Source organism: Candidatus Pantoea multigeneris, from assembly GCF_011752615.1.
Taxonomy (GTDB): Bacteria; Pseudomonadota; Gammaproteobacteria; order Enterobacterales; family Enterobacteriaceae; genus Pantoea; species Pantoea multigeneris.
The window spans coordinates 23,223-45,367 of the sequence record NZ_VWXF01000012.1; the positions used below are offsets into that span (position 1 = coordinate 23,223).

Annotated in this window: 17 protein-coding genes and 1 pseudogene; 3 read left to right on the top strand and 15 right to left on the bottom strand. The window is 50.5% G+C overall.

What is annotated here, in order from left to right; genetic code table 11:
- Positions 1-21 precede the first annotated feature (21 nt).
- The 6 genes from glnH to gmk form a co-directional block, all read right to left on the bottom strand.
- The gene (gene glnH, locus F3J40_RS21125; RefSeq protein WP_167017851.1) at positions 22-774 is read right to left on the bottom strand and encodes a glutamine ABC transporter substrate-binding protein GlnH; all 753 of its coding nucleotides are present in this window, start codon (positions 772-774) and stop codon (positions 22-24) included.
- A gap of 149 nt (positions 775-923) precedes the next feature.
- Positions 924-3,002 (bottom strand): ATP-dependent DNA helicase RecG, encoded by a 2,079-nt coding sequence (gene recG, locus F3J40_RS21130; protein WP_167017853.1) that lies wholly within the window; start codon positions 3,000-3,002, stop codon positions 924-926.
- The gene (trmH, locus tag F3J40_RS21135) at positions 3,002-3,694 is read right to left on the bottom strand and encodes a tRNA (guanosine(18)-2'-O)-methyltransferase TrmH (protein WP_167017855.1); all 693 of its coding nucleotides are present in this window, start codon (positions 3,692-3,694) and stop codon (positions 3,002-3,004) included. The genes recG and trmH overlap by 1 nt, the downstream gene beginning before the upstream one ends.
- A gap of 3 nt (positions 3,695-3,697) precedes the next feature.
- Positions 3,698-5,803 (bottom strand): bifunctional GTP diphosphokinase/guanosine-3',5'-bis pyrophosphate 3'-pyrophosphohydrolase, encoded by a 2,106-nt coding sequence (gene spoT / locus F3J40_RS21140; protein WP_017348873.1) that lies wholly within the window; start codon positions 5,801-5,803, stop codon positions 3,698-3,700.
- Positions 5,804-5,823: 20 nt separating this feature from the next.
- Positions 5,824-6,099 (bottom strand): DNA-directed RNA polymerase subunit omega, encoded by a 276-nt coding sequence (rpoZ, locus tag F3J40_RS21145; protein WP_017348872.1) that lies wholly within the window; start codon positions 6,097-6,099, stop codon positions 5,824-5,826.
- 54 nt (positions 6,100-6,153) lie between these two features.
- The gene (gene gmk / locus F3J40_RS21150; protein WP_017348871.1) at positions 6,154-6,777 is read right to left on the bottom strand and encodes a guanylate kinase; all 624 of its coding nucleotides are present in this window, start codon (positions 6,775-6,777) and stop codon (positions 6,154-6,156) included.
- Positions 6,778-7,025: 248 nt separating this feature from the next.
- Here gmk and ligB point away from each other — a divergent pair, with 248 nt between their 5' ends.
- Positions 7,026-8,747 (top strand): NAD-dependent DNA ligase LigB, encoded by a 1,722-nt coding sequence (ligB, locus tag F3J40_RS21155; protein ID WP_167017857.1) that lies wholly within the window; start codon positions 7,026-7,028, stop codon positions 8,745-8,747.
- Here ligB and F3J40_RS21160 read toward each other — a convergent pair.
- The 5 genes from F3J40_RS21160 to lpxP all read right to left on the bottom strand — a co-directional run bounded on the left by F3J40_RS21160 (position 8,712) and on the right by lpxP (position 13,859).
- Positions 8,712-9,329, bottom strand: a complete 618-nt coding sequence (locus tag F3J40_RS21160; protein ID WP_017348869.1) for a trimeric intracellular cation channel family protein — start codon at positions 9,327-9,329, stop codon at positions 8,712-8,714. The genes ligB and F3J40_RS21160 overlap by 36 nt on opposite strands.
- Positions 9,330-9,491: 162 nt before the next feature.
- On the bottom strand, positions 9,492-9,887 hold the full coding sequence (locus F3J40_RS21165) for a hypothetical protein (protein WP_017348868.1): 396 nt from the start codon (positions 9,885-9,887) through the stop codon (positions 9,492-9,494).
- Between the two features lie 126 nt (positions 9,888-10,013).
- The gene (locus tag F3J40_RS21170; protein ID WP_167017859.1) at positions 10,014-11,156 is read right to left on the bottom strand and encodes an alanine racemase; all 1,143 of its coding nucleotides are present in this window, start codon (positions 11,154-11,156) and stop codon (positions 10,014-10,016) included.
- Between the two features lie 116 nt (positions 11,157-11,272).
- Positions 11,273-12,706: an efflux transporter outer membrane subunit gene (locus F3J40_RS21175; protein ID WP_167017861.1), complete on the bottom strand. Its 1,434-nt coding sequence runs from the start codon at positions 12,704-12,706 to the stop codon at positions 11,273-11,275.
- 229 nt (positions 12,707-12,935) lie between these two features.
- Positions 12,936-13,859 (bottom strand): kdo(2)-lipid IV(A) palmitoleoyltransferase, encoded by a 924-nt coding sequence (lpxP, locus tag F3J40_RS21180; RefSeq protein ID WP_017348865.1) that lies wholly within the window; start codon positions 13,857-13,859, stop codon positions 12,936-12,938.
- 606 nt (positions 13,860-14,465) lie between these two features.
- Between lpxP and mqo the strand changes: the two genes are divergently transcribed.
- Positions 14,466-16,115, top strand: coding sequence for a malate dehydrogenase (quinone) (gene mqo, locus F3J40_RS21185; protein ID WP_167017863.1), 1,650 nt, complete (start codon positions 14,466-14,468; stop codon positions 16,113-16,115).
- A 439-nt stretch (positions 16,116-16,554) separates the two neighbouring features.
- Positions 16,555-16,890, top strand: coding sequence for a zinc ribbon domain-containing protein YjdM (locus F3J40_RS21190; protein WP_167017865.1), 336 nt, complete (start codon positions 16,555-16,557; stop codon positions 16,888-16,890).
- A gap of 102 nt (positions 16,891-16,992) precedes the next feature.
- Here the strand turns inward: F3J40_RS21190 and F3J40_RS21195 are convergent.
- From F3J40_RS21195 to F3J40_RS21210, 4 genes and pseudogenes are all read right to left on the bottom strand, one after another.
- Positions 16,993-17,426, bottom strand: a pseudogene (locus F3J40_RS21195) (integrase core domain-containing protein); the annotation flags it as partial.
- Positions 17,427-17,443: 17 nt separating this feature from the next.
- A protein-coding gene (locus F3J40_RS21200; protein WP_370659870.1) for an IS3 family transposase occupies positions 17,444-18,555 on the bottom strand; the annotation gives its coding sequence in 2 pieces (ribosomal slippage) (positions 17,444-18,303 and positions 18,303-18,555; 1,113 coding nt in all).
- Positions 18,556-18,900: 345 nt separating this feature from the next.
- Positions 18,901-19,887: a PD-(D/E)XK motif protein gene (locus tag F3J40_RS21205; protein ID WP_167017869.1), complete on the bottom strand. Its 987-nt coding sequence runs from the start codon at positions 19,885-19,887 to the stop codon at positions 18,901-18,903.
- Positions 19,887-22,145 (bottom strand): Z1 domain-containing protein, encoded by a 2,259-nt coding sequence (locus F3J40_RS21210; RefSeq protein WP_167017871.1) that lies wholly within the window; start codon positions 22,143-22,145, stop codon positions 19,887-19,889. Before F3J40_RS21210 ends, F3J40_RS21205 begins: the two co-directional genes overlap by 1 nt.

Sequence of the window (22,145 nt, forward strand, 5' to 3'; positions counted from 1 at the left end):
GGTTTCCCCGGCATATGAACATTATTTTGGCTGTTTATTAAACCATTTAACGTAGATTTTGTTATAGGTGCCATCAGCACGTAAATCTTTCAGCGCGGCATTAACCTTTGGTGTCAGGCTGCTGTTTTTCTGCATCGCAAAACCGTATTGCTGTGGCAGGATGCTGTCCGTTTCTCCGGTTGATTTGACTTTGCCATCTCCCGCGGTCTTCACGTAATACAGCACATTGGGTGAGTCATGCACGACCGCATCCAGATTGCCGGCTTGCAGATCGAGATACGCGTTATCGATATTAGGGAACTCAACGTAGTTAGCTTTATATTTGGCTTTCATAAAGCTGGCCGCTGCGGTGCCCTGTTTTAAACCCACGCGCTTTCCTGCTAAGTCACTGAATTTTGTGATTGAGGTGTCGCTGCTTTTTACCGCCATGAGTAAGTCGGCGTTATAGTAGCCGTCACTGAAATCGACCACTTTTTTACGCGCATCGGTAATGGTAATACCCGCCATGGCGACGTCGAGGTTACGCGCCTGCAAACCAGGAATCAGTCCGCTGAAATCCATTGGATGCAATTCATAACTTACGTGAATTTTCTTGGCGATCGCATCCCAGAGATCAATATCAAAACCAACATATTTATCACCCTGCTTGAATTCAAAAGGAACAAAAGCAGTATCAACACCCACCATAATTTTATCTTGTGCCAGTGTGGAAAAGGTGGCGGAAAGAATTGCAACGGCGAATGTGGCTTTAAGCTTATTAATAATTGCTGACATGATAACCCCTGGCGTTAGTAAAATAACACGCAAAATTATGTTCTGCTGCTGAAGTTCTGGGGTTCATAGTGCGGGATTCATTTGAATCCTGTCAACTCAACATTGATTCAAATGCATTCTGTTTTCTTATGACGCAGCCAGGGGCGAGATTAAGCGTTGCTGTAACGTGAAGTCTCTGGCAGCCAGCGCTCAATCAGGGCGACAGCTTGCTCAGGATAGTGCTGATGGATATGGCGCGCGACGCGTTGTACTTCGGGGATCATTTTCTGATCGCGCAGTAAATCGGCCACTTTAAATTCAGCGTTGCCGGTTTGGCGGGTGCCTAACAGTTCTCCGGGACCACGAATTTCCAGATCGTGTTGGGCAATCACAAAGCCATCATTACTGTCACGCAGGACTTGCAGGCGGCGCTGCGCGGTTTTACTCAGTGGCGCTTTATACAGCAGCACGCAGTGGGAGGCGACCGCTCCGCGCCCGACGCGGCCACGTAACTGGTGCAACTGAGCCAGACCTAGTCGCTCTGGGTTTTCGATAATCATCAAGCTGGCGTTTGGCACATCCACTCCAACTTCAATCACTGTTGTTGCTACCAGTAGCTGAATCTCATTGGCTTTAAATGCCTGCATGACGGCCTGTTTTTCCGCCGATTTCATCCGGCCATGGACCAGACCGACCTGTAAATCCGGCAGTGATAATTTTAGCTCGGCCCAGGTCGCTTCTGCGGCCTGAGCTTCCAGCAGTTCCGACTCTTCAATCAGAGTGCAAACCCAGTAAGCCTGGCGTCCTTCACCACAGGCGAGACGCACGCGTTCAATAATATCGGCGCGGCGGCTATCTGGAATAGCGACGGTGGTGACCGGAGTACGGCCTGGCGGCAGTTCATCAATGGTTGATGTATCCAAATCGGCATATGCCGTCATTGCCAGCGTTCGCGGGATTGGTGTCGCGGTCATAATCAGCTGATGGGGATGGAAACCTTGCTCTTCCCCCTTTTCCCACAACGCCAAGCGTTGGTGTACGCCGAAGCGATGTTGTTCATCGATGATGACCAGAGCCAGCCCGTTAAACTGAACTTGCTCCTGGAAAAGGGCATGCGTACCCACCACCATTGCGACCTGACCGTTGGCAATCGCTTCCTGCTGCGCCAGACGTGCTTTGCCTTTTTGTTTACCGGCCAGCCAGCCAACGTCGAGGCCCAGCGGCATCAACCATTGGCGGAAGTTATTGGCATGCTGCTCTGCTAACAGCTCGGTAGGTGCCATCAAAGCAACCTGCTTGCCGTGGGCGATAACATTTAAAGCCGCCAGCGCAGCCACCAGCGTTTTACCGGAACCCACATCACCCTGTACCAGACGCATCATCGGGAAATTTTTTTCCAGGTCTTGCTCGATCTCGCGGCCAACACGTTGCTGCGCGCTGGTAGGAGAAAAGGGCAGGGCGGCTAACAGTTTGTCACTTAGGTCATGGCGCGCCGGCAGGGGTAAAGCGTAATGGCGCTGTGCGCCTGCTCGTACCGCCAGCATACTCAGATTATGTGCCAGTAACTCTTCCAGAATCAGCCTGCGTTGGGCGGGATGCTGCCCCTGCTCCAGCTCCGACAGGCGTAAATCTGGCGGCGGACGATGCAGTGTCCGCAGCGCATCCTGTAGGCTCATGAGTCCCTGGCTTAGCTGAGGGGGGAGCAGTTCTGCAATCGCACAGGTATCCAGCAACGTTAGCGCCTGATCGGTCAGATTACGTAATGTTGCCTGACGTACACCTTCAGTCGTGGGGTAAACGGGGGTTAGCGTCTCTTCCAGACTGAGCGTGCTTTGTTCGCCCTGAATACGGTATTCGGGATGGATAATCTCAGCACCACGCTGCCCGCGTTTAATTTCGCCATAGGCGGTAACGCGTCGACCTGTGGCGAGGCTGTTTTTCATCCCGGCATTGAAATTAAAGAAACGCATCGCCAACACACCACTGCCATCGCTGATTTGGCACACCAGCATTCTGCGGCGACCAAAAGTGACTTCGGTATGGAGGACTTCACCTTCGACCGTCGCCCAGACGCCGGGCAACAGGTCATTGATGCGATAGAGCTGCGTGCGATCTTCATAACGCAAGGGCAGATGCAGCAGAAGATCCTGAATGGTGTGGAGATGCAGTTTTGCCAGCTTAGCTGCCTGGCTGGCACCGACGCCGGTCAGGGTACTGAGCGGTATGGCATCCAGCAGACGACCCTGCATTATTTACCCGTAGACTGCATTGTGGCCCACCAGCTTGGGTCGGCTTCTACTTCGCCTTGCTGGTTAACGCGTGGATAAGGTAAGCCTTTCTGTTTTGCCACTCGCGCCAGAACCGGATAGCCGCCTTCGAACAATAAGCGCTGCTGCTCATCTTCTTCCAGGGTGCTATAGGTACGCTGATACATCCCGGCATTTTGTCGCTGGCGCTGGGCTTCATATAAAATCAGCGCGGAGGCAACGGACACATTGAGTGACTGCACCATGCCGACCATCGGGACAATAATATCCTGATCCGCCAGCGCTAAGGCCTCGGCGGTAATGCCGGTTTTCTCCTGCCCCATCAAAATACAGGTTGGGCGGGTATAGTCGATTTCACGGAAGTCGACGGCTTTGTCTGACAGATTGGTCGCCAGCACCTGCATGTTTTGGGCTTTAAGATGGCTCACCGCTTCAGTGATGTTTTGGTGCGTTTTGACTTTGACCCAGCTATTACTGCCCGCAGAAGAAGAAACCATGACCTTCATACGCTGGCTAGGCCAGACGGCATGTACTTCATGGATACCCACAGCGTCAGCTGTGCGGATGACTGCAGAGACATTGTGCGGTTTGTGAACCTGCTCCATGCAGACGGTGAGATCATGCTGGCGCAGGGCCAGCATCTCCTGGATTCGAGCAAAACGTTGAGCGTTCATGCACTAATTACGGTTTCGGTGAACTTTAATCACATCAGGCATCACGCGGATTTTTCGCATGATATTCGCCAGATGGACGCGATCGTTGGCGGTAAGGCGAATAAAGGCGCTGTATACGCGGCCATCGCGCTCTTCAGTATTCAGGCTTTGAATATTTGAGCTGGCGGTGTTGATCGCTGCCGTCAGATTGGCTAATGCCCCCTGATGGTTGAACATGTCGACTTTAATTTCGGCGACAAATTCCTGATCGGTCACTTTATCCCATTCCACCGGCATAAACTTCTCCGGCTCTTTTTGGTAACCGCGAATGTTGCGGCAGGATTCGTGATGCACCACCAGACCCTTACCTGGGCTGACATGGGCGATAATCGGGTCGCCTGGAATCGGACGGCAACACTTCGCAAAGGTGATCAGAACGCCATCAGCGCCCTTGATAGGCAGTTTGCCGGGTTTGCTGTTCGCCTGAACTGTTCCGCTCTGCTGTAGCAGATTTTTAGCCACGACGACGCTCATCGCATTACCGAGGCCAATTTCAGCCAGCAAGTCGTCCAGCGTGGCGAGCTTCATACGCTCTAATTCGTGCTGTACAAAGTCCGCCGGGATTTCAGCCAGTTTACGGCTGCCACCCAATGCGTGGCTCAACAGACGACGCCCCAGATTGACGGAGTCTTCGCGCTTGAGGTTCTTCAATAGCTGGCGAATTTTAGCGCGAGCTTTGGAACTGACGACGAAATTAAGCCAGGCGGCATTAGGGCGAGCACCCGGTGCCGTTATAATTTCGACAGTCTGTCCGCTGGTCAGTGACTGCGAGAGCGGATAAGGCTGACGATCGACGCGTGCGCCTACACAGGCGTGACCGATATCCGTATGAACGGCGTAAGCAAAGTCTACCGGGGTTGCGCCCGCTGGCAGTTCAACAATACGCCCTTCAGGCGTGAAGACGTAAATCTCATCTGGGAAGAGATCGGATTTTACGCTTTCGATAAATTCAAATGAGTTACCGGCACTCTGTTGTAGCTCCAGCAGGCTTTGTAACCAGCGCTGAGCACGAATTTGTGCCGTAGTACCGCTTTCACCGGCCTGTTTGTAGGCCCAGTGTGCCGCAACACCCATTTCAGCCATCTGATCCATATCTTCGGTACGGATCTGAACTTCGACGGGCACGCCGTGCGGGCCAATCATCGACGTATGCAGAGATTGATAGCCGTTAGCTTTAGGAATTGCGATGTAATCTTTGACACGTCCTGGACGTGGCTTATACAGACTGTGCATCTGGCCGAGCACGCGATAGCAGGTATCAACATCCTTTACGATAACGCGGAAGGCATAGATATCCATGATCGAGTGAAAACGCTGCTCTTTCAGGTGCATTTTACGGTAGATCGAATAGAGATGTTTCTCACGGCCACTGACACGGCAGGGAACACCGGCTTCCTGTAGGCGTCCGTCGATTTCAGAAAGGATCTTCTGAATCATCTCTTTTCGGTTACCGCGCGCCGCTTTCACCACCTCTTTAATCACCCGGAAACGATTCGGATAGAGGGCTTCAAAGCCAAGCTCTTCCAGTTCGGTTTTCAGGTGATGGATACCGAGGCGATGCGCCAGAGGGCTGTAAATCTCTAGCGTTTCCAGCGCGATGCGACGTTTTTTATCCGGTCGCAACGCGCCGAGGGTGCGCATGTTATGGGTGCGGTCAGCCAGTTTGATCAGAATGACGCGGATGTCTTGCACCATCGCCATGATCATCTTGCGAAAGTTTTCGGCCTGCGCTTCTTTCTTGTCGCGGAACTTCAGCTTATCCAGCTTGGATACGCCTTCCACCAGTTCGGCAACGCTCTTACCAAACAGCTGTTCCATATCCTGATAGGTTGCGGGCGTATCTTCGATGACATCGTGGAGCAGCGCGGCCATGAGTGTCTCATGGTCGAGCTTCATCTCGGCCAGAATACAGGCCACAGCAACCGGATGAGTAATGTAAGGCTCACCGCTGGAACGTGTTTGTCCCTCGTGAGCATCACGTGCAACAAGATAAGCTTGCTTGAGGCGCTTGATCTGCTCCTCTGGCAAGTATTTTTCAATCAGTTGATTGAGACTTTCAAACAGATACAAGGGTGACCTGCGGCTGGCTGTTAACGACGACCTTCAGCGATAGCAGTAACTGCTTGCAGTTCCGCAGCTTCCTGCTCTTGCTGTTCCTGGCGATCGCGCACATCCAGAATCTGGTTGGTGATCAAGCCTTCTTCGATTTCGCGCAGAGCGATAACGGTAGGTTTATCGTTCTCTTCTGGTACTAACGGATCTTTACCGCCTACCTGCATCTGACGTGCACGACGTGCAGCGACCAACACCAGGTCAAAACGGTTACCAATTTTTTCTACTGCGTCCTGAACGGTTACGCGTGCCATAGGTGTGCTACTCCACAGATGAAGAAATGACTGGGCATCATACTGAAAGTGACTTCAGACTGCCAATAGTTTGCTGATTAAAGCATCATGCCGCATTTTCTGCCGCGACATGCGCAGACGCTCGGCACGAATAATGTGTTTTAGATCGGTCAGCGCCAAATCGAAATCGTCGTTGATGATCAGATAATCGTATTCCGCGTAGTGGCTCATCTCAGCGACGGCCTGTTCCATACGACGGGTGATGACTTCTTCGCTATCCTGGCCTCGGCCACGCAGACGGCGATCCAGTTCATCGGTTGACGGTGGCAGAATGAAAATGCTGCGTGCGGCGGGCATTTTCTGCCGAATTTGCTGCGCGCCCTGCCAGTCGATATCCAGGAAAACGTCAACGCCAGTCGACAATACGTGCTCGATGGTTTTACGCGATGTACCGTAATAATTGTCAAACACCTGCGCGTGTTCAAGGAAGTCATCCGCAGCGATCATGCCTTCAAACTCTTCTTTGCTGACAAAGAAATAGTGTTCGCCATGAACTTCACCGGGGCGCACGTTACGCGTGGTGTGAGAAACAGACACCTGCGTATCGTACAGTGGCTGTGTCTTTAACAGTGCCTGAATCAGGCTAGATTTACCTGCGCCGCTGGGGGCAGAAACAATAAAAAGCGTGCCTTGAGCCATGATCTTCTTGAATTGCGTAAAGAGCGGAGTTGATTTCCTGCACAGTATACACGGCTTAAGCCACTCTCGCAGCGTTTGCGCGAAAGCGTAGGGTAATTCTTTTTATCGAGCCCGGTCGCAAACGCTAATGAATAGCCTGTATTTGCTGCTGATTGTTTGCGAGGGGCTTCCGGAAGAGGAAGATTTCGCCTGGCAGCAATGCGGGAAAGGCGCTGCAATAGCCGCCGGGAAAAACCGGAGGGTGAGTTATGCAGGGATGCTTTTTTGTACTCTTTTCATTGATGCTGTTCGTCTGCCCAACCGTTGCCGTTGGGCTCTGCCCCGACTGGACACCTGCTCGCGCCGAAAAGGAAATGACGCAGTTACAGCAGCAACTCAGGCACTGGGATGATGCCTACTACCGTCAGGGGAAAAGCCTGATTGAAGACGCTGACTATGACCGTCTGACTCAGCGCCTGGAAGACTGGCAAGCGTGCTTTTCACCCGAACTCGCACGCTATAGCCCGAATCTTCCCGATCAGGGTGGGCAGTGGCATCCGGTAGCGCACACCGGAGTGCGTAAGTTACGTACTGCGTTGGATGTTGCCTGGTGGATGCAAGATCGAGGCGAGGTCTGGTTACAGCCCAAAGTGGATGGCGTTGCAGTTACGCTGGTCTACCAACAAGGAAAACTGGTCTCTTTGATCAGCCGGGGAGATGGGTTGAGAGGAGAAGAGTGGATAGCAAAAGCCCCCTTCATTCCCGCTATTCCGCTAAACATTTCTACGCATCTTGCTGAAGTGACGCTTCAGGGGGAATTGTTCCTGATGATGACCGGTCATCGACAGTCGCAGGCGGGAGGAATGAATGCCCGCGCTCAGATTGCTGGAGCGATGATGGGTAAAAAGAATCTGCCCTTGCTGAGCCAGACAGGCATATTTATTTGGGCCTTGCCCGACGGAGCGGTCACATTCAAACAGCGCCTGCAACAACTGACCGAGTGGGGCTTTCCTCTGGCCGAGCAGTGGAGTGAACGGGTAGCGAATGAAGATGAAGTCGCGGCTTTACGCGAGCGGTGGTTCACATCGCCGCTGCCGTTTGTGACGGATGGTGTGGTGTTACATCAGTCTGCGGTGCCGCAGGGAAAACACTGGCGTCCGGGGCAGGGAAGTTGGCTGGCAGCGTGGAAATATCAGCCGCCGCACGTCACTGCTGAAGTGCTTTCCGTAGCGTTTAACGTTGGGCGAACCGGTAAAATCACAGTGGTGCTTAACGTACAGCCGGTACAACTGGACGACAAAACAGTTCGGCGTGTTAGCCTGGGGTCTGTGCGGCGCTGGCGCGAACGGGATATTGTGGCTGGAGACCAGATAACATTAAGCCTTGCCGGACAGGGTGTGCCCAGGCTGGAACGGGTTATCTGGCGGGTGGAGGCGCGTGACTACCCACAGCCACCCGCAGAGCACTTCCATGCTTTGAGCTGTCTGGCTTTTTCCGCAGAGTGTCAGCCGCAGTTTCTGGCACGTTTGGCGCATCTCAGCGGCAAAAAATCCCTCGCTATTTCGGGGATGCAACGCAGTAACTGGCTGCGCCTGATCAGCCAGGGCGATGTTTCACATCTGTTTGCCTGGCTGACGTTGACGCCAGAACAGGTTGCGCATGCCGGTGGTTTTACGCCGCAGCGTGCAGAGAAAGTCTGGCAGCAGTTACAGCAAACCCGCCGCCAGCCATTTCAGCGTTGGGTCGCAGCGCTAGGGCTACCCATACCACAGCAGGCATTAAAGACACTCGATGATGAAAATTGGGAGCAGTTGCTGGCACGAGATCAGCAGGCGTGGCAGTTGTTACCTGGTATTGGCAATCACTTGGCGCAGCAGCTTGTGACGATGTTAGCGAATGAAGAGCTGCGCGCCCTGATACTGTTTCTCCAGCAGCAGGGCATTCCACAGAGAGCGTTAGTGGTCGGCGTCGGGGTAGTTGAAGATGGGTAAGCCAAGGCGGAAACGGAGTGCCAGCAAGCGCGAAGCGAAGCCAAACAGCAGTGTAATAATCACGACAACTTCGTTAGGCAACGCCGTTTTCAGCAGCAAAATATAGAGCCAGCCAGAAGCAAAGGCGATACCGGCATAAATCTCTTTCTGGAACACCAGTGGGATCTGATTACAGAACATATCGCGCAGCACGCCGCCAAAAACACCGGTAACTACAGCGCTGATTGCGGCGATTAACATGGCATGACCGGTATCCAGTGCAACCTGAGCACCAATAATTGAGAAGACCACTAAGCCTAATGCATCCAGTACCAGAAATACTTTGCGTAAATGCGTCATCAGGCGTGCGACTAAGGTGGTAATAACTGCCGCTGCTGCAACAATCATGATGTATTCAGGATGCTTAACCCAACCCAGTGGATAGTGACCCAGCAGGATATCGCGCACTGACCCTCCGCCAATTGCGGTCACGGAGGCAATAATGATGACACCAAACAGATCCATTTTACGTCGCCCGGCCGCTAACGCACCGGTCATGGCTTCTGCGGTGATGCCAATGATATACAGGACAGTTAATAACATAGTGGACTCCTCAAGAGAGGCGCTATGTTACTTCAGCTCTTGATGTTCGTCAGCCCGTGTACCGTGGAGGATGAAAAATAAAAATGATGCCGCAAGTAACCCGTTCAGGATGTACAAAGCGGCTTCAGTTCTACGCGTGCAATACCAATTTAATGCATTGTTTTATTTGGTTAATATTGCATCTAGTCGTGCCAGGTCTTTCTTCACCCAGGCGATATCCTCAGCGTATTTCTCATCGGACATCAGCGGCTGACGATAAACGGTGATGAGAATTTGTGCCCCTGCCTCATTAGCGATGACGCGCATAGGCATATAGATCTCTTTACCAAAACCAGTATCGACCCAGTGATCCATCACGCCCAACGTGTTGTGCGGGGTAAAGCGAATTTTCACACTCCCTTCAGGGCCTGTGGCGCGCCAGGCATTGCCTTCGGGTTCTAATGTGCCATTACTAATGCCTGATGCCCATTTGGCAAAGAACTCCGGCTTCCAGATGGTTTCATACAGATCTAACCAGTGTCGGGCTATGGTGATACTTAGAGTTTGTGATGGCAGCATGATCCCTCCTGAAAAAGTGCTAAAAATGCATTAAAGCATGTCCGGCACAGCGGGAAAATGCCGTGTATGCAGAAGTGTGGAGTAAAAGCGGCTTTGGCAGTACGGGCAAAATGCCCGTACCTTAAGTTAAATAAACTGGCCGCGTGCGTCGATCAGCATCAGTTGGCTATTGCCATCTTCTTCTCGCAATACGTAGCTGTTCGACTGCGCCATGACCGCACAGCTGTGGTTCGGATAGATGCGAAGCAAGCTGCCAGGCTCTGGCGTCACCCCGGACAGGTTCAGGAAACCGTGTTCTTCCGAAAGCTTGGCCACTTCCCATTGATTGCCATTTGCATCCATAGCAATACCAAAGCCGCTGGCATTTGTGCCGTGCGGGCCTTTGTCCGAGCTCAGCATTTTCGAGCCTGCATCAACAATGATGTAGTGAGCATTCACCGAAACCACGCGCGTTGTCACGCTCATGGCTAACTCGTTGGGCTGGCACAGGCCGAGCCGCCAGGCTGTCAGATCTAACAGTGCATAATTCCCGGGCCGAATCTCATTCACGCCTGCAGCAACGGGTGCTGCCAGCGCGGTAGGTGTGGAACCGACCGAGAGGGGGCATTCGCTGGCACCCTGCGCCAAAATGCGCTCGCGCAGTGCCAGCAAAGTGGCGGCTTCTTGTTGTGCGATCTGTGCAATCGCATCCGGTGCGCCAGCACCATAAGCGTGGCCCGCATGAGCCACTAGCCCCGCGAAAGGGATGTGATGCGTATTGAGCGCGTCGAGCAGTTCAAGTGCTTCATGACCTTCAGGATTAACCCCAATACGATGCAGGCCTACATCCACTTTAATAGCGACACGCACCCGATCGTTGGGCGTTACGCGTAATGCCTCCGCGATGGCTGCAACCGACCCTTGAGTCGCAACAATCAGCGTCAGTTGCGCCTGGTAGCGACGCGCTTCTTCCAGTAATGGCTGCAATGTACTGGCAGTAACAATGGGATAGGCCACCAGAATATCGCGTATGCCCGAACGCAGAAACACTTGCGCTTCACTGGGTTTGGAGGCCGTAACCCCTTGTGCCCCCAGCGCAATTTGCTGCTGAGCAATATAAACGCTTTTGTGGGTTTTAATATGTGGGCGTAATGCAACACCTGCCTGGTTAGCTTTATGCTGCATCTGTGCCAGATTACGTTGCAGCCGCAACGCATTGACTTCGATATACGGGGTGGGGCGATCGTCAAACAGCGGACAGGAAGCCTCGCGAGGCAGAGAAAACTCCATTCGTTGATCCTTTCACATGACATCGGCGAAAGGGGATAGTAAGCGGAAAACGAAAAGGAAAGCCAGACGGAAAGAGATAACGGGTAACCGCGGAGAGCAGTTACCCGCTAAGGCGATTACGGCTGGAAGCCGCCGCCCAGATTTTCAATCAATACCACGGCAAGGTTAATCTGCTGTGCTTTCAACTCAACCATCTTCTCGTCGGATTCGATAAGCTGGTTCTGGATGCTCAAGACGTCCAGATAAGGGCGCAGACCGCCGGTGTATTCGCGATGCAGGTCTTCCCATGAACTGTGAATCAGCTCATCAGCACTCTCTTCCTGGGCAATTTGATCCTGGAGTGAGGCCATCTGGGTAATGGTATCGCTAATATTGTTTACTGAGCTAATCAGTAGCTGGTTATAACGCGCTACGGCTAAGTCGTAGTCCGCGTTGCTGGCTGCCAGATCCGCACGGCGTTTACCACCGTCAAAGATAGGCAATGACAGGCTTGGGCCAACGTTGAAGAAGCGGCTTGGGGCACCGAACAGGGCATCTCCCAGCAGTGAGCGCGTCCCCGCTTCAGCCACCAGGTTGATATTCGGGTAGAACTCGGTGCGGGTCGCCGCGATAGTTTTCGAGGCTGCCTCAACGCGCCAGCGCGCCGCAACAACGTCCGGCCTACGACCCAGCAAGTCTGCGGGGATGGTAGTTGGCAGTGTTGCTTCCACCGGGATATTGATGGTGGTTGGTTTCAGGCTATGCCAGTAGTCCGGGCCTTTACCGACCAGCGTTGAGAGCTGAATACCGGCATCGGTGACGGCTTGTTTAGCCGCAGTCAGAGAAGACTGCGCGCTGCGTTGCTGCGAGAGCGCTTGCTTATATTGATAATCAGAAGCGAGGCCGGCAGAGACGTACTGCTGCTGGATTTTGGCAATGCCATCCGCGCGGTCGAGAGTATCTTTCGCCAGTTTTTGCTTCGCCCAGGCAAGGTTCAGGTTGATCCAGCCACGAGTGACGTTAGCCGCCAGGGTGAGCTTACTCGCCTGGGTATCCAGTTCGCTGGCGCGCGCAGCACCAATCGCGGCTTCAGCGGCATCTTTCTGGCCGCCCCACAGGTCAAACGTATAGCTGGCGCTGAGGTTCGCTGTGCGCAGCGTGCTGTAGCTTTTACCCTGCAATAATGGGTCATCAACTTTGGCGACTCTCGAACGGGTAATCCCCGCATTCGCGTCCAGAGTTGGATAACGTGCAGCCTGAGCAGCAATCACGCCCGCGTTCGCCTTGGCCGCCTGTGCATTGACCACTTGCAGGTCCGGGCTGGATGCCATGGCATCGCCAATCAAACGGTTGAGTTGGCCATCGTTAAACCCTTTCCACCACTCGGCTTTTGGCCAATTAGCAGGACTCAGTTTAGCGGATTTAAGCGTGTCACTCGCCTGGAGTGTATTTGCATCCAGTTTATGATTACTGGTGTGCAGCCCATGAGGATTGGCGCAGCCAGCGAGCAAGGCACTAGCAATAGCGACACCGAGCATAGCACGGCGTTGAGCATGAAAAGGGATTGTCATGATTACCGGTCAGAAAAAAAGAAATGGACACCATTACAAAAGGCTGCACAAATTTTGACAACCTGTTTTTCGTTAAGAATAGTTGATAAATGTTTGGCTGCCAGAAAAAAACCAGGAATTTTAAGATGATGTGACAAGGGTCATTTAATGCGGTTTGGGAGGAGGCAGCGCGGGTGGAAAGTTACCCGCGCCTTTTGCTGGCGCATTTCGTGCTGTGAAATGGTCAGTTTTAAACGTAGAGCGAAGCCTCACCCGGTGGACGGGTTTTAAAGCGGCGGTGCAGCCACAGATATTGCTCTGGTGCGCGCAGGATCTCGCTCTCAATCACTTTATTCATGTAAGCCGCAGCAGCTGCTTCGTCATCGTGCGGGTAATTCTCCAGCGTTGGCCCAATGATCAGCTTATAGCCATCTTTGGCACTGTTACGAATCAGCACAATGGTCAACATGGCAGGTCTTGCCAGGCGTGACAGCACAAAGGTTCCGTTGGTGGTTGCCGCTTTTTCGACAGCGAACAATGGGGCAAAGGTGCTGCCTTTCGGGCCATAATCCTGGTCTGGCGCGAACCACACCGATTCACCCTGCTTTAATGCCTGAACCATGCCACGCAGATCGCGACGGTCAATCATGGCTTTATTAGAACGCATGCGTCCTTTGGTTTGCGCCCACTCCATCGCACGATTGTTGTGCGGGCGATACATCGCCATCATAGGTTGGCACAACCCGCTGATACGTCCACCTAATTCCAGCGACATAAAGTGCACGCCAATCACCATCACACCACGCTTTTGATCCTGTGCGGAGTGGAGGTTGTGGAGGCCGCTGACCTGGAACAGCTTCTTCACTTTACGATCGGACCAGAACCAGGCAATACCGGTTTCCGCTAACGCCATCCCCAACGAAGCAAAGTTAGCCGCGATCATTTTCTCGGCTTCCTCATCACTGATCCCTGGGAAGCACAGTTCGATGTTGCGACGCGTGATCCGCTCTCGGCGTTGCAGGAAGTGGCGCGACAGACGCCCAGCGCCCGCCCCAAGGCGAATCAAAACCGGATAAGGTAACTGCACCAGCAGCCAGAGAACACCAAGGCCAAACCAGGTAAACCAGTAGCGTGGGTGCAGCAGAGATGAGTTAAAGCAACTGCTATTTTTCATGACAACCTTCGTTGGGGCGAGCAAATGTAGCGCACAACCATTGATTGTGCTTCTTCTTCAGACGTTACAGCCGTATAGGATGTGACCGGCAATGTAGCAAAAAGTGCCGTGATTAAAAGGTAAACTCTGCAATCAGCAGGATTTATTTCGTTTATGGTGCTATGGATTATCAATCAGTTCACTAATTTATTTCGTTTTTTTTGATTTAAATCATAATGTTATTAATTTCCCCATACTTTCTGTGTTTGCGTGGTCAGATACAAAAACACATGATTGAGAATATGGAAAAACGATTCCTTACGATTTATTTACATCTATCTTGCGGTGAATATTCTTAAAAATTCGGGCCCAGTTAATATCGACACATTAATTTTTTTTATTAGTATGAGGTCTTACCTTCTGGATAAAAAGGCTAATAGTCTGAATTATGATCAGGATAGCTCTTCCGGTTAAAAAATGACCTCCTGGCAGCCTGACGAACAGCGTGAAAAGACCAGAGATTAAGCAAGGTTATCATAACGCGGCAAAATTGTTTTTTAAATTTAAGCGATAAAAGGTTAAACTCTTTTTTCAATTATTAAGTTTTTGTATAAAAGTACCGCCAAAATGTTTAAATCAAAAAATTTCACGCCTGTCATTACTCTCTCGGCTTTGTTAGTTTGTTCAAGCAGTTACGCTAATACCACCCCGGAAAAAACCGATGTCTTGCTGATCGGCGGCGGTATCATGAGTGCTTCACTGGGAACCTGGCTGGAAACGCTGCAACCGCAGTGGAAGCAGCTGATGGTTGAGAAGCTGGATGGCGTAGCGCTGGAATCGTCCAATGGCTGGAACAATGCCGGAACTGGACACTCCGCGAACATGGAACTGAACTATACGCCTCAGCGTGCCGATGGTTCGATTGACGTCAGCAAAGCGCTGGAGATCAACGAAGCCTTTATGATTTCGCGCCAGTTCTGGACGGCTCAGGTCAAACAGGGCGTATTGCACGATCCACACTCATTCATTAACTCAACGCCGCATATGAGCTTCGTCTGGGGCGATGCGAACGTTGATTATCTTGGTAAGCGTTATGCTGCACTGCAGCAGACCACGCTGTTCCAGGGCATGAAGTTCTCTACCGATCACCAGCAAATCGAACAGTGGGCGCCACTGATCATGGAAGGTCGCGATCCGCAGCAGAAGGTTGCCGCAACCTGGACCCCGGTTGGGACCGACGTAAACTACGGTGAAATTACACGCCAGTTGATTGGTAGCCTGAAGAAGAATGATAACTTCAAGCTGGAAACCTCCGCTGAGGTCACTGATTTCAGCCGTAACGCTGATAACAGCTGGCACGTCACAATCAAAGATGTGAAAAGCGGTGAAGAGCACGCGGTAGATGCAAAATATGTGTTTATCGGTGCTGGCGGCGGCGCATTGAAGCTACTGCAAAAGACCGGTATTCCTGAAGGTGAAAACTACGCAGGTTTCCCAGTAGGCGGCTCATTCCTGGTGACTGAAAACCCAGCCATTACCAGCCGTCATCTTGAGAAAGTTTACGGCCAGGCTTCTGTTGGTGCACCGCCGATGTCGGTTCCACACCTTGATGCCCGTTTCCTGGATGGTAAGCGTGTGGTGCTGTTTGGGCCATTTGCTACCTTCTCGACCAAATTCCTGAAACAGGGTTCATTCCTCGATCTGCTGAGCACCACAACCACCAAAAACCTGCTGCCAATGTCGCACGTTGGTATGGATAACTTTGACCTGGTGAAATACCTGATCGGTCAGGTGATGTTGAGTGATGACGATCGTTTCGCCGCGCTGAAAGAGTACTTCCCGAACGCGAAGAAAGAGGACTGGAAGCTGATTCAAGCCGGTCAACGCGTGCAGATCATCAAGAAAGATGCTGACAAAGGTGGCGTGCTGAAGCTGGGTACTGAGATCGTTACAGACCAGCAGAAAACCGTTGCTGCCCTGCTGGGTGCTTCACCTGGCGCTTCAACAGCAGCTCCGATTGCTCTGAACGTAGTGAAGCAGCTGTTCCCGCAGGAATTCAAGTCAGCGGAATGGCAGGAAAAAATCCGCACCATCGTGCCAAGCTATGGCCAGCAGCTAAACGGCAACGTTGCACTGACACAGCAGGTCTGGGATGACACCGCAGCAACGCTGCAGTTGACCAAACCACCGGTGATTCAGATGCCAGCCGCTGCACCAGCGGAAGCAATGCCACAGGCAAAACCTGTTGAGCATAACGCTCACGATATGGCGCTGTAAGCTATTTCCCCCAGCTTCGGCTGGGGGTTCTCTAAAAAATCAGTCAGTCATCCTCGGTTTTAACATTATTTCCCTCCTTGCCTTCATTTTCTGAATATAAATGCTTTCCTGATAGCAATAATATTTTATTAAAAGAGTGTGTTGTTATTGTTCAGGAGTATTTTCTTCGCAAAGTAAAAGTAGTCATGATGGTTTTAAGATAAGCCGCGAGTTTCTCTCTGAATTTGAGGTGAGATAAAACATCTATATCCTCTATGTTATTAAAAGCTGCCTAACATTTCGCGAGCTAAGTATCCATTGATTTAGAGGGATAATGTAAGGTTTGGCATTTTATTTAAATTATTTTTACTGAGATCAAACCCTAAAGCTAATTCCTGCGTTATTATAGGGGCTTGTGCCTAATCGGCTTTTATCCTTTTTGATTTGTTGAGATATCATCATGCAATGCCCTCCTTGCCCCCAGTGCCAGTCTGAATATACCTATGCCGATGGTAGCCTGTTCATCTGCCCCGAGTGCGCCCATGAGTGGGATGACACCCAGCCTGCTGAAGAGAGCGACGTGCTGATCGTCAAAGATGCTAACGGCAATCTGCTGGCGGATGGCGACAGCGTAACCGTCATCAAAGATCTCAAGGTGAAAGGCAGTTCGTCGATGCTGAAGATTGGCACCCGTGTAAAGGGCATCAGACTGGTAGAAGGCGACCACAATATTGATTGCCGCATCGATGGCTTTGGCCAAATGAAGCTGAAATCTGAGTTTGTGAAAAAAGGCTAATAAGCGAAACCTGTGCAGCGAGGCTGCACAGGTGGAAAGCGTTATTCGATTGAATCTGAATGTTGAGTATTGGTTTAAAGTGGTTGTGTAATTATCCCAAATTTAGTTCCATACGCTTTCTGAAATTTCCGGTTTTTCAGTCATTAGCCGGTATTCTTCCGGCGTCAGGTTATTCAGGGATTCATGAGGCTGCTCACTGTTGTATTCATTCAGCCCGCATTCTGTGATTCCCCGTGCTTCATTGAGCGTTCTGAACAGATAAAAATCCAATATTTCGGCCCGGTACGTTCAGTTAACCCGTTCTATAAACGCATTCTGGGTTGGCTTACCCAGCCTGATAAACTCCAGCATCACGCCACCCTCATCTTTAGCGGATATCCACGGTTTGCCACTATCCTGTCCAGCACCCGGACGATACGCTGTGCTGGTATATTCAGGTCAATTTCGATGGCCAGTGCTTCACGGTTAAAGTCATCAACGATATTGAAAGTCCGAAAACGTCGGCCACATGTCAGCGCATCGTGCATAAAATCAATCTGTAAGCGCACCCGTTTTAGTTCCACGCACTTTTTGAGATTTCCGGGTTTTCTGTTATCAGCCGGAATTCTTCCGGCGTCAGGTTATTCAGGGATTCATGAGGGCGCTCGCTATTATATTCAGCCAACAAGCGCTCTGTAATTTCCCGTGCTTCATTCAGCGTCCTGAACAGATAAAAATCCAGTATTTCTGTCCGGTACGTTCGGTTAAACCGTTCAATAAAGGCGTTCTGCGTTGGCTTACCCGGCTTAATAAATTCCAGCGTCACACCGTGGTCTTCAGCCCATTGCGCCAGAGCCAGTGATATCAGTTCTGGCCCGTTATCCATTCGCATTTTCAGTGGATATCCACGGTTTGCCACTATCCTGTCCAGCACCCAAACGATACGCTGTGCTGGTATATTCAGGTCAATTTCGATGGCCAGTGCTTCACGGTTAAAGTCATCAACGATATTGAAAGTCCGAAAACGTCGGCCACATGTCAGGGCTTCGTGCATAAAGTCAATCGACCAGCTCTGGTTAAGTGCTTCCGGCATGGCCAGCGGAGCCGGATTTCGCACCGGCAGACGCTGTTTACCCTTACGCCGAAAATTCAGTTTCAGAAGGCGGTAAATCCGGTGCACACGCTTGTGGTTCCAGACGTGACCCTGCCTGCGAAGCACCTGAAAAAGCTTCTTAAAGCCGTAGCGGGGATAGCGTTCAGCCAGTACAGTCAAAACCTGGATCACCGGTTCATCACGCCGCGTGTTCGGTTGGTAGCGAAAAACCGTCCTGCTCAGCGATAACGTCCTGCATGCCTGGCGTATGCTCATCGTAAATTGCGTGGTCAGATAGCTGACGAGCTCACGCTTTATCGCTGGTTTTAAAGCTTTTTTTCGATGACGTCTGTCAGCGCCCGGCATTCCAGACTTAGGCCAGCAAACATTTGCTTCAGGCGGAGATTTTCGTCCTCCAGATCTTTCATCTTTTTGATATCAGAGGCTTCCATCCCACCAAACTTCGCTTTCCAGTTGTAATACGAGGCCTCGGATATTCCCGCCTCGCGACAAACATCTTTGACTGTACGTCCAGCTTCAACGGACTTCAGAACGGCAATGATCTGATGTTCGGTAAATCGGGCTTTGCGCATGGTGATCTCCTCAAAGGACATAGTCAGTATGTCGGAAGATCTCTAAAAGTGAATGGTCCGTTTTGCAGGGATGCTTACAAAGCATTAAGCACTATAATCATGCTTGCCTACTTTGAGCATTGAGGTGGAATTACAAATTTCCGGCACATTACCCTGCATTTTTTGAATGATTGAAATGTTTGGGGTTAATAAAGTGAGAATTGATCTGCATAGCGCATTACTTCCACGCTCCACAGCAATGAATAAAAAAGCGTAAACATTCGTATATGCATCACAGTCAGCGGGAGTTATCAACTTTGAGTTGCCGTGTACAATAGTTGATGCTCAAGTCTTATCTGCTTTGGCTTACGAAGATCTTTCACAATATCGTTCCAAAATGTCGCGCAATGCTGATAGTGAATTTTTCTTTAGAGAAGATGTAGTCGTTGTAAGATCTGCTGTGAATCGTATCGCAATCACTCGCGGATCACTGGGTTTTTCAGGCCTTGGGAGGTCATCCATTGCATACACAATAAGGTTACGCTCGGCATAAGAGATATCGAATCGCTTGTCCAGTTTTTCAGAAAAATCCCCACCCAGAGCCTTAGCCAAATTTTTCCAGAGCTTCAACTTCAGTGCAGGCGAGTGACTCAATTCCATTTCAATCAAATTTGCAAGATCAATCAACCCGAGTCCTCCAGACAAAGGTTGTAACAGCAGCGACGCAACATAACCAATACCTTTCGTAGGATTCATCAACTGCTCGAGTGTAAAGGTGTGAAGCCGAGCTGATTGCATGGATGCCTTAACCTCTAGGCATCCTTGTCCCCATGAGAAGTCAAAGCGATCGAATGGATCTTCGTGCCAATCTGTCATGGCTCCCACAATGTTGCCGCTATTAGCGATTATGTAGAGTTCGCCCCATAGACCCAAAACGTCTTTCCCACTTGGTTGGGAAAGAGCCCTAAAAAGATCTACGAGCTTCTGAATACAGTTGTTTAGCTCTCGTGTTCCCGAAGTAATAGGGAGTTCTTCGATCGCAGCGCTGAAACAACGTACAAATATCTCATGGAGGTCCGGTACAGCAGCATCGCAAGAAACGAGGGCAAATTGATCCTGTAGTTCCTTACCGTCTGTATGTACTCTGCAAGTTGCGTGAAACTGCGCGGTCAAATACCGGAACTGCACACCGGGGCTGTACTGTACTTCGCTAGCATCATGTAATAAGAAAAGTGGGGTGCCATCAGAGCCTTTTGCAAGAAAGTCCTTACGGTGTATGGATAAAGGGATCGCAGTAAAGCTCATTTCTGACGTTGCGCAGGGTAGATTTAAGAAGTGATCGAAAACATTCATTAACGACGTGCCTCGATCAGTAAATCCTTTCTCAACTTGTCTGGCACGTGTAATGCAAACCAAGTGACTTCCTTAATATCGGCGCTGGCATAGTCACGCTGTATCGTGCCCAAATTGAATCGACGTAACTGGATAGAGACACGTTCAGTAGAGCAAAAACTTCTGTCATTGATAGCCTCCGCACTTTGGCTGAAATACTGATTGATTGGTGCGAAGCGGTGCTTGGCATCGACGCCACGTCCTGAAGAGCGTGTTCGATAACCTGCAACTAAGTTGTTCATAAGAAATACATCGGCCTTGAGGCTTGGAGTCTTCCGAAGAAGTGCCGCCATCGCGAGCAGCATCGCGCTATGTTCCTCTGCATCAAAGGGATCTTTCACCTTCACCTCAAGCAGAAAATCTTTAAGCACCGCTTTCAGCGGGATAGGGTCAAACAAGAAGTGCGGTGATAAGTCTTTAACGCCTTTGAATTGAGAGAACTCAGCCGCGTTGACGGGTGCACCATATTCAGTAGTCCATTTCCTTACTACGAACGAAAGCAACTCTTGATTAGCTAAATGAGCTTCGTCATCCCTTTGCATAACATCAGGAACCATCCAGCCATTAGCTGGGATACGTCGTGTATCGAGTCCGACGACATTAGCACGAGTTGCTTTAAGCATTGATGTAAGTACAAAATCTCGGCGCCAATCAGAGAGAGGTTTGCCCCGTGAATTCTCTAAAGCCTCTCGAACGAATTCCTCATGCTCTACATACTCGGTGAAAGCATTGCTCACATTCTTCTGAACAAATACACGGCAAAGGCCCAAATATGCTTTTTTGTAACCGAAAAATCGTGCTCGCTGTTGCAAAGTATCAGCTGCTGGCGATGTACCTAAGGGACGTGGCATATAGGTCACACAAAGGCCTTCAATAGTATAACCTCTATCTAGCTTAGCACCGCCCACTAGAATCCAATATGGCGTGGCCTTCCAGTCAATGTTCTTTTCAGCATCCTTAGTTCCATTAACCACGACGTGATTCAGTTCGCTGAATACCTCATCAACCATAGCGGCAAGCAATTCACTTAATTGTTTGATTTTTGGATATGTTTTCTTAAGAGAATCGTACTCAGTCTGGAAAAGCTGAGCCACAGTTTCGATTTTAGTATCATATTGCCTCTCGACAAATGACTTTAACGTCTTTAAGGACTTATCAAGCCACTCCATATAATTAGTATGAGAGGTGGTTGCCATTGCGGGGTGGATCATCATTGAGCGATTTCTGTCTTTTTTCCGCTCACGCGTTAGCGCGTGGTGAGCGCATGTTAATAAGAAATAACGCAAGGCGCTCAGTAAACTTTTAGGAGATGATGTCAATTTATTGGTTGGCCCGGGTACCTCCACAGATGGAATATCCCTGACGAGCGAAGAGTTTTTTCCAAAGAAAGATTTTCCACCTGTGTAAGCCTCACCAGGCGTAACCAACTCTGCAAAGGAAGCATTCAGCAAATCAGTTTGCGCAAGTAGAAGATTGGCCTGCGGAGTTGCCGTGTACTGTAGATAAGAATGATGCGGAAGCTCGTCACGAAGCTTACAAATTTTTTCGTAGGTCGTGCTCATTTCTGATGGTGCTACTTTCCCACTACGAATCTTAGCCGAATGGGTATTTAGGCTTGCTTGATCGCTCTCATCATCAATAATCAAGGATGGGACGTCTGATACTGACAACTTTTTAACGAGAGCAGCCAAGTTTTCGAGATGGCCGCCGTGCTTGAGCACAGTAATTAAAATTGCTTTTTTTGTAGGTTTCTTTATCCAAGCAACAATCTTATCCTCAATCTGCCTTTTAACGTTCGCGGAGGGATTGGAATAGTGGTACCAGTTTTCGCCGTCATCGATACCAAGGTCTTTCTTCAGGCGTTTTTCAGATTGGTCACGAAGATTGTTCTTCGTACCAGCCAAAACAATTACAAGCCCGTAGCCATTGTCGCGTGCTAGAGAAATCACTGTTTCAAACGACATTGTTTTACCGCTTTGCACATAACCCACTACTAACCCCGTTTCTCGTCCTGCAGGCTCTGTAGGGGGTAAACAGCGACCAAGAATCCGCTGTGCTTCTTGAAGTACAGAATTAACACCATTGGTTAAATCCTCATAGTCAGGGCCATTCGGATCTTTGGATTTGCTTTGAAGAAAATCCTCAGTAATGTCTTTTTTTTCCGGCACCCAACGCAAAGGAGGCTGAAGAGTTTTTAGGATTTCGATAGAGGTTGCCAT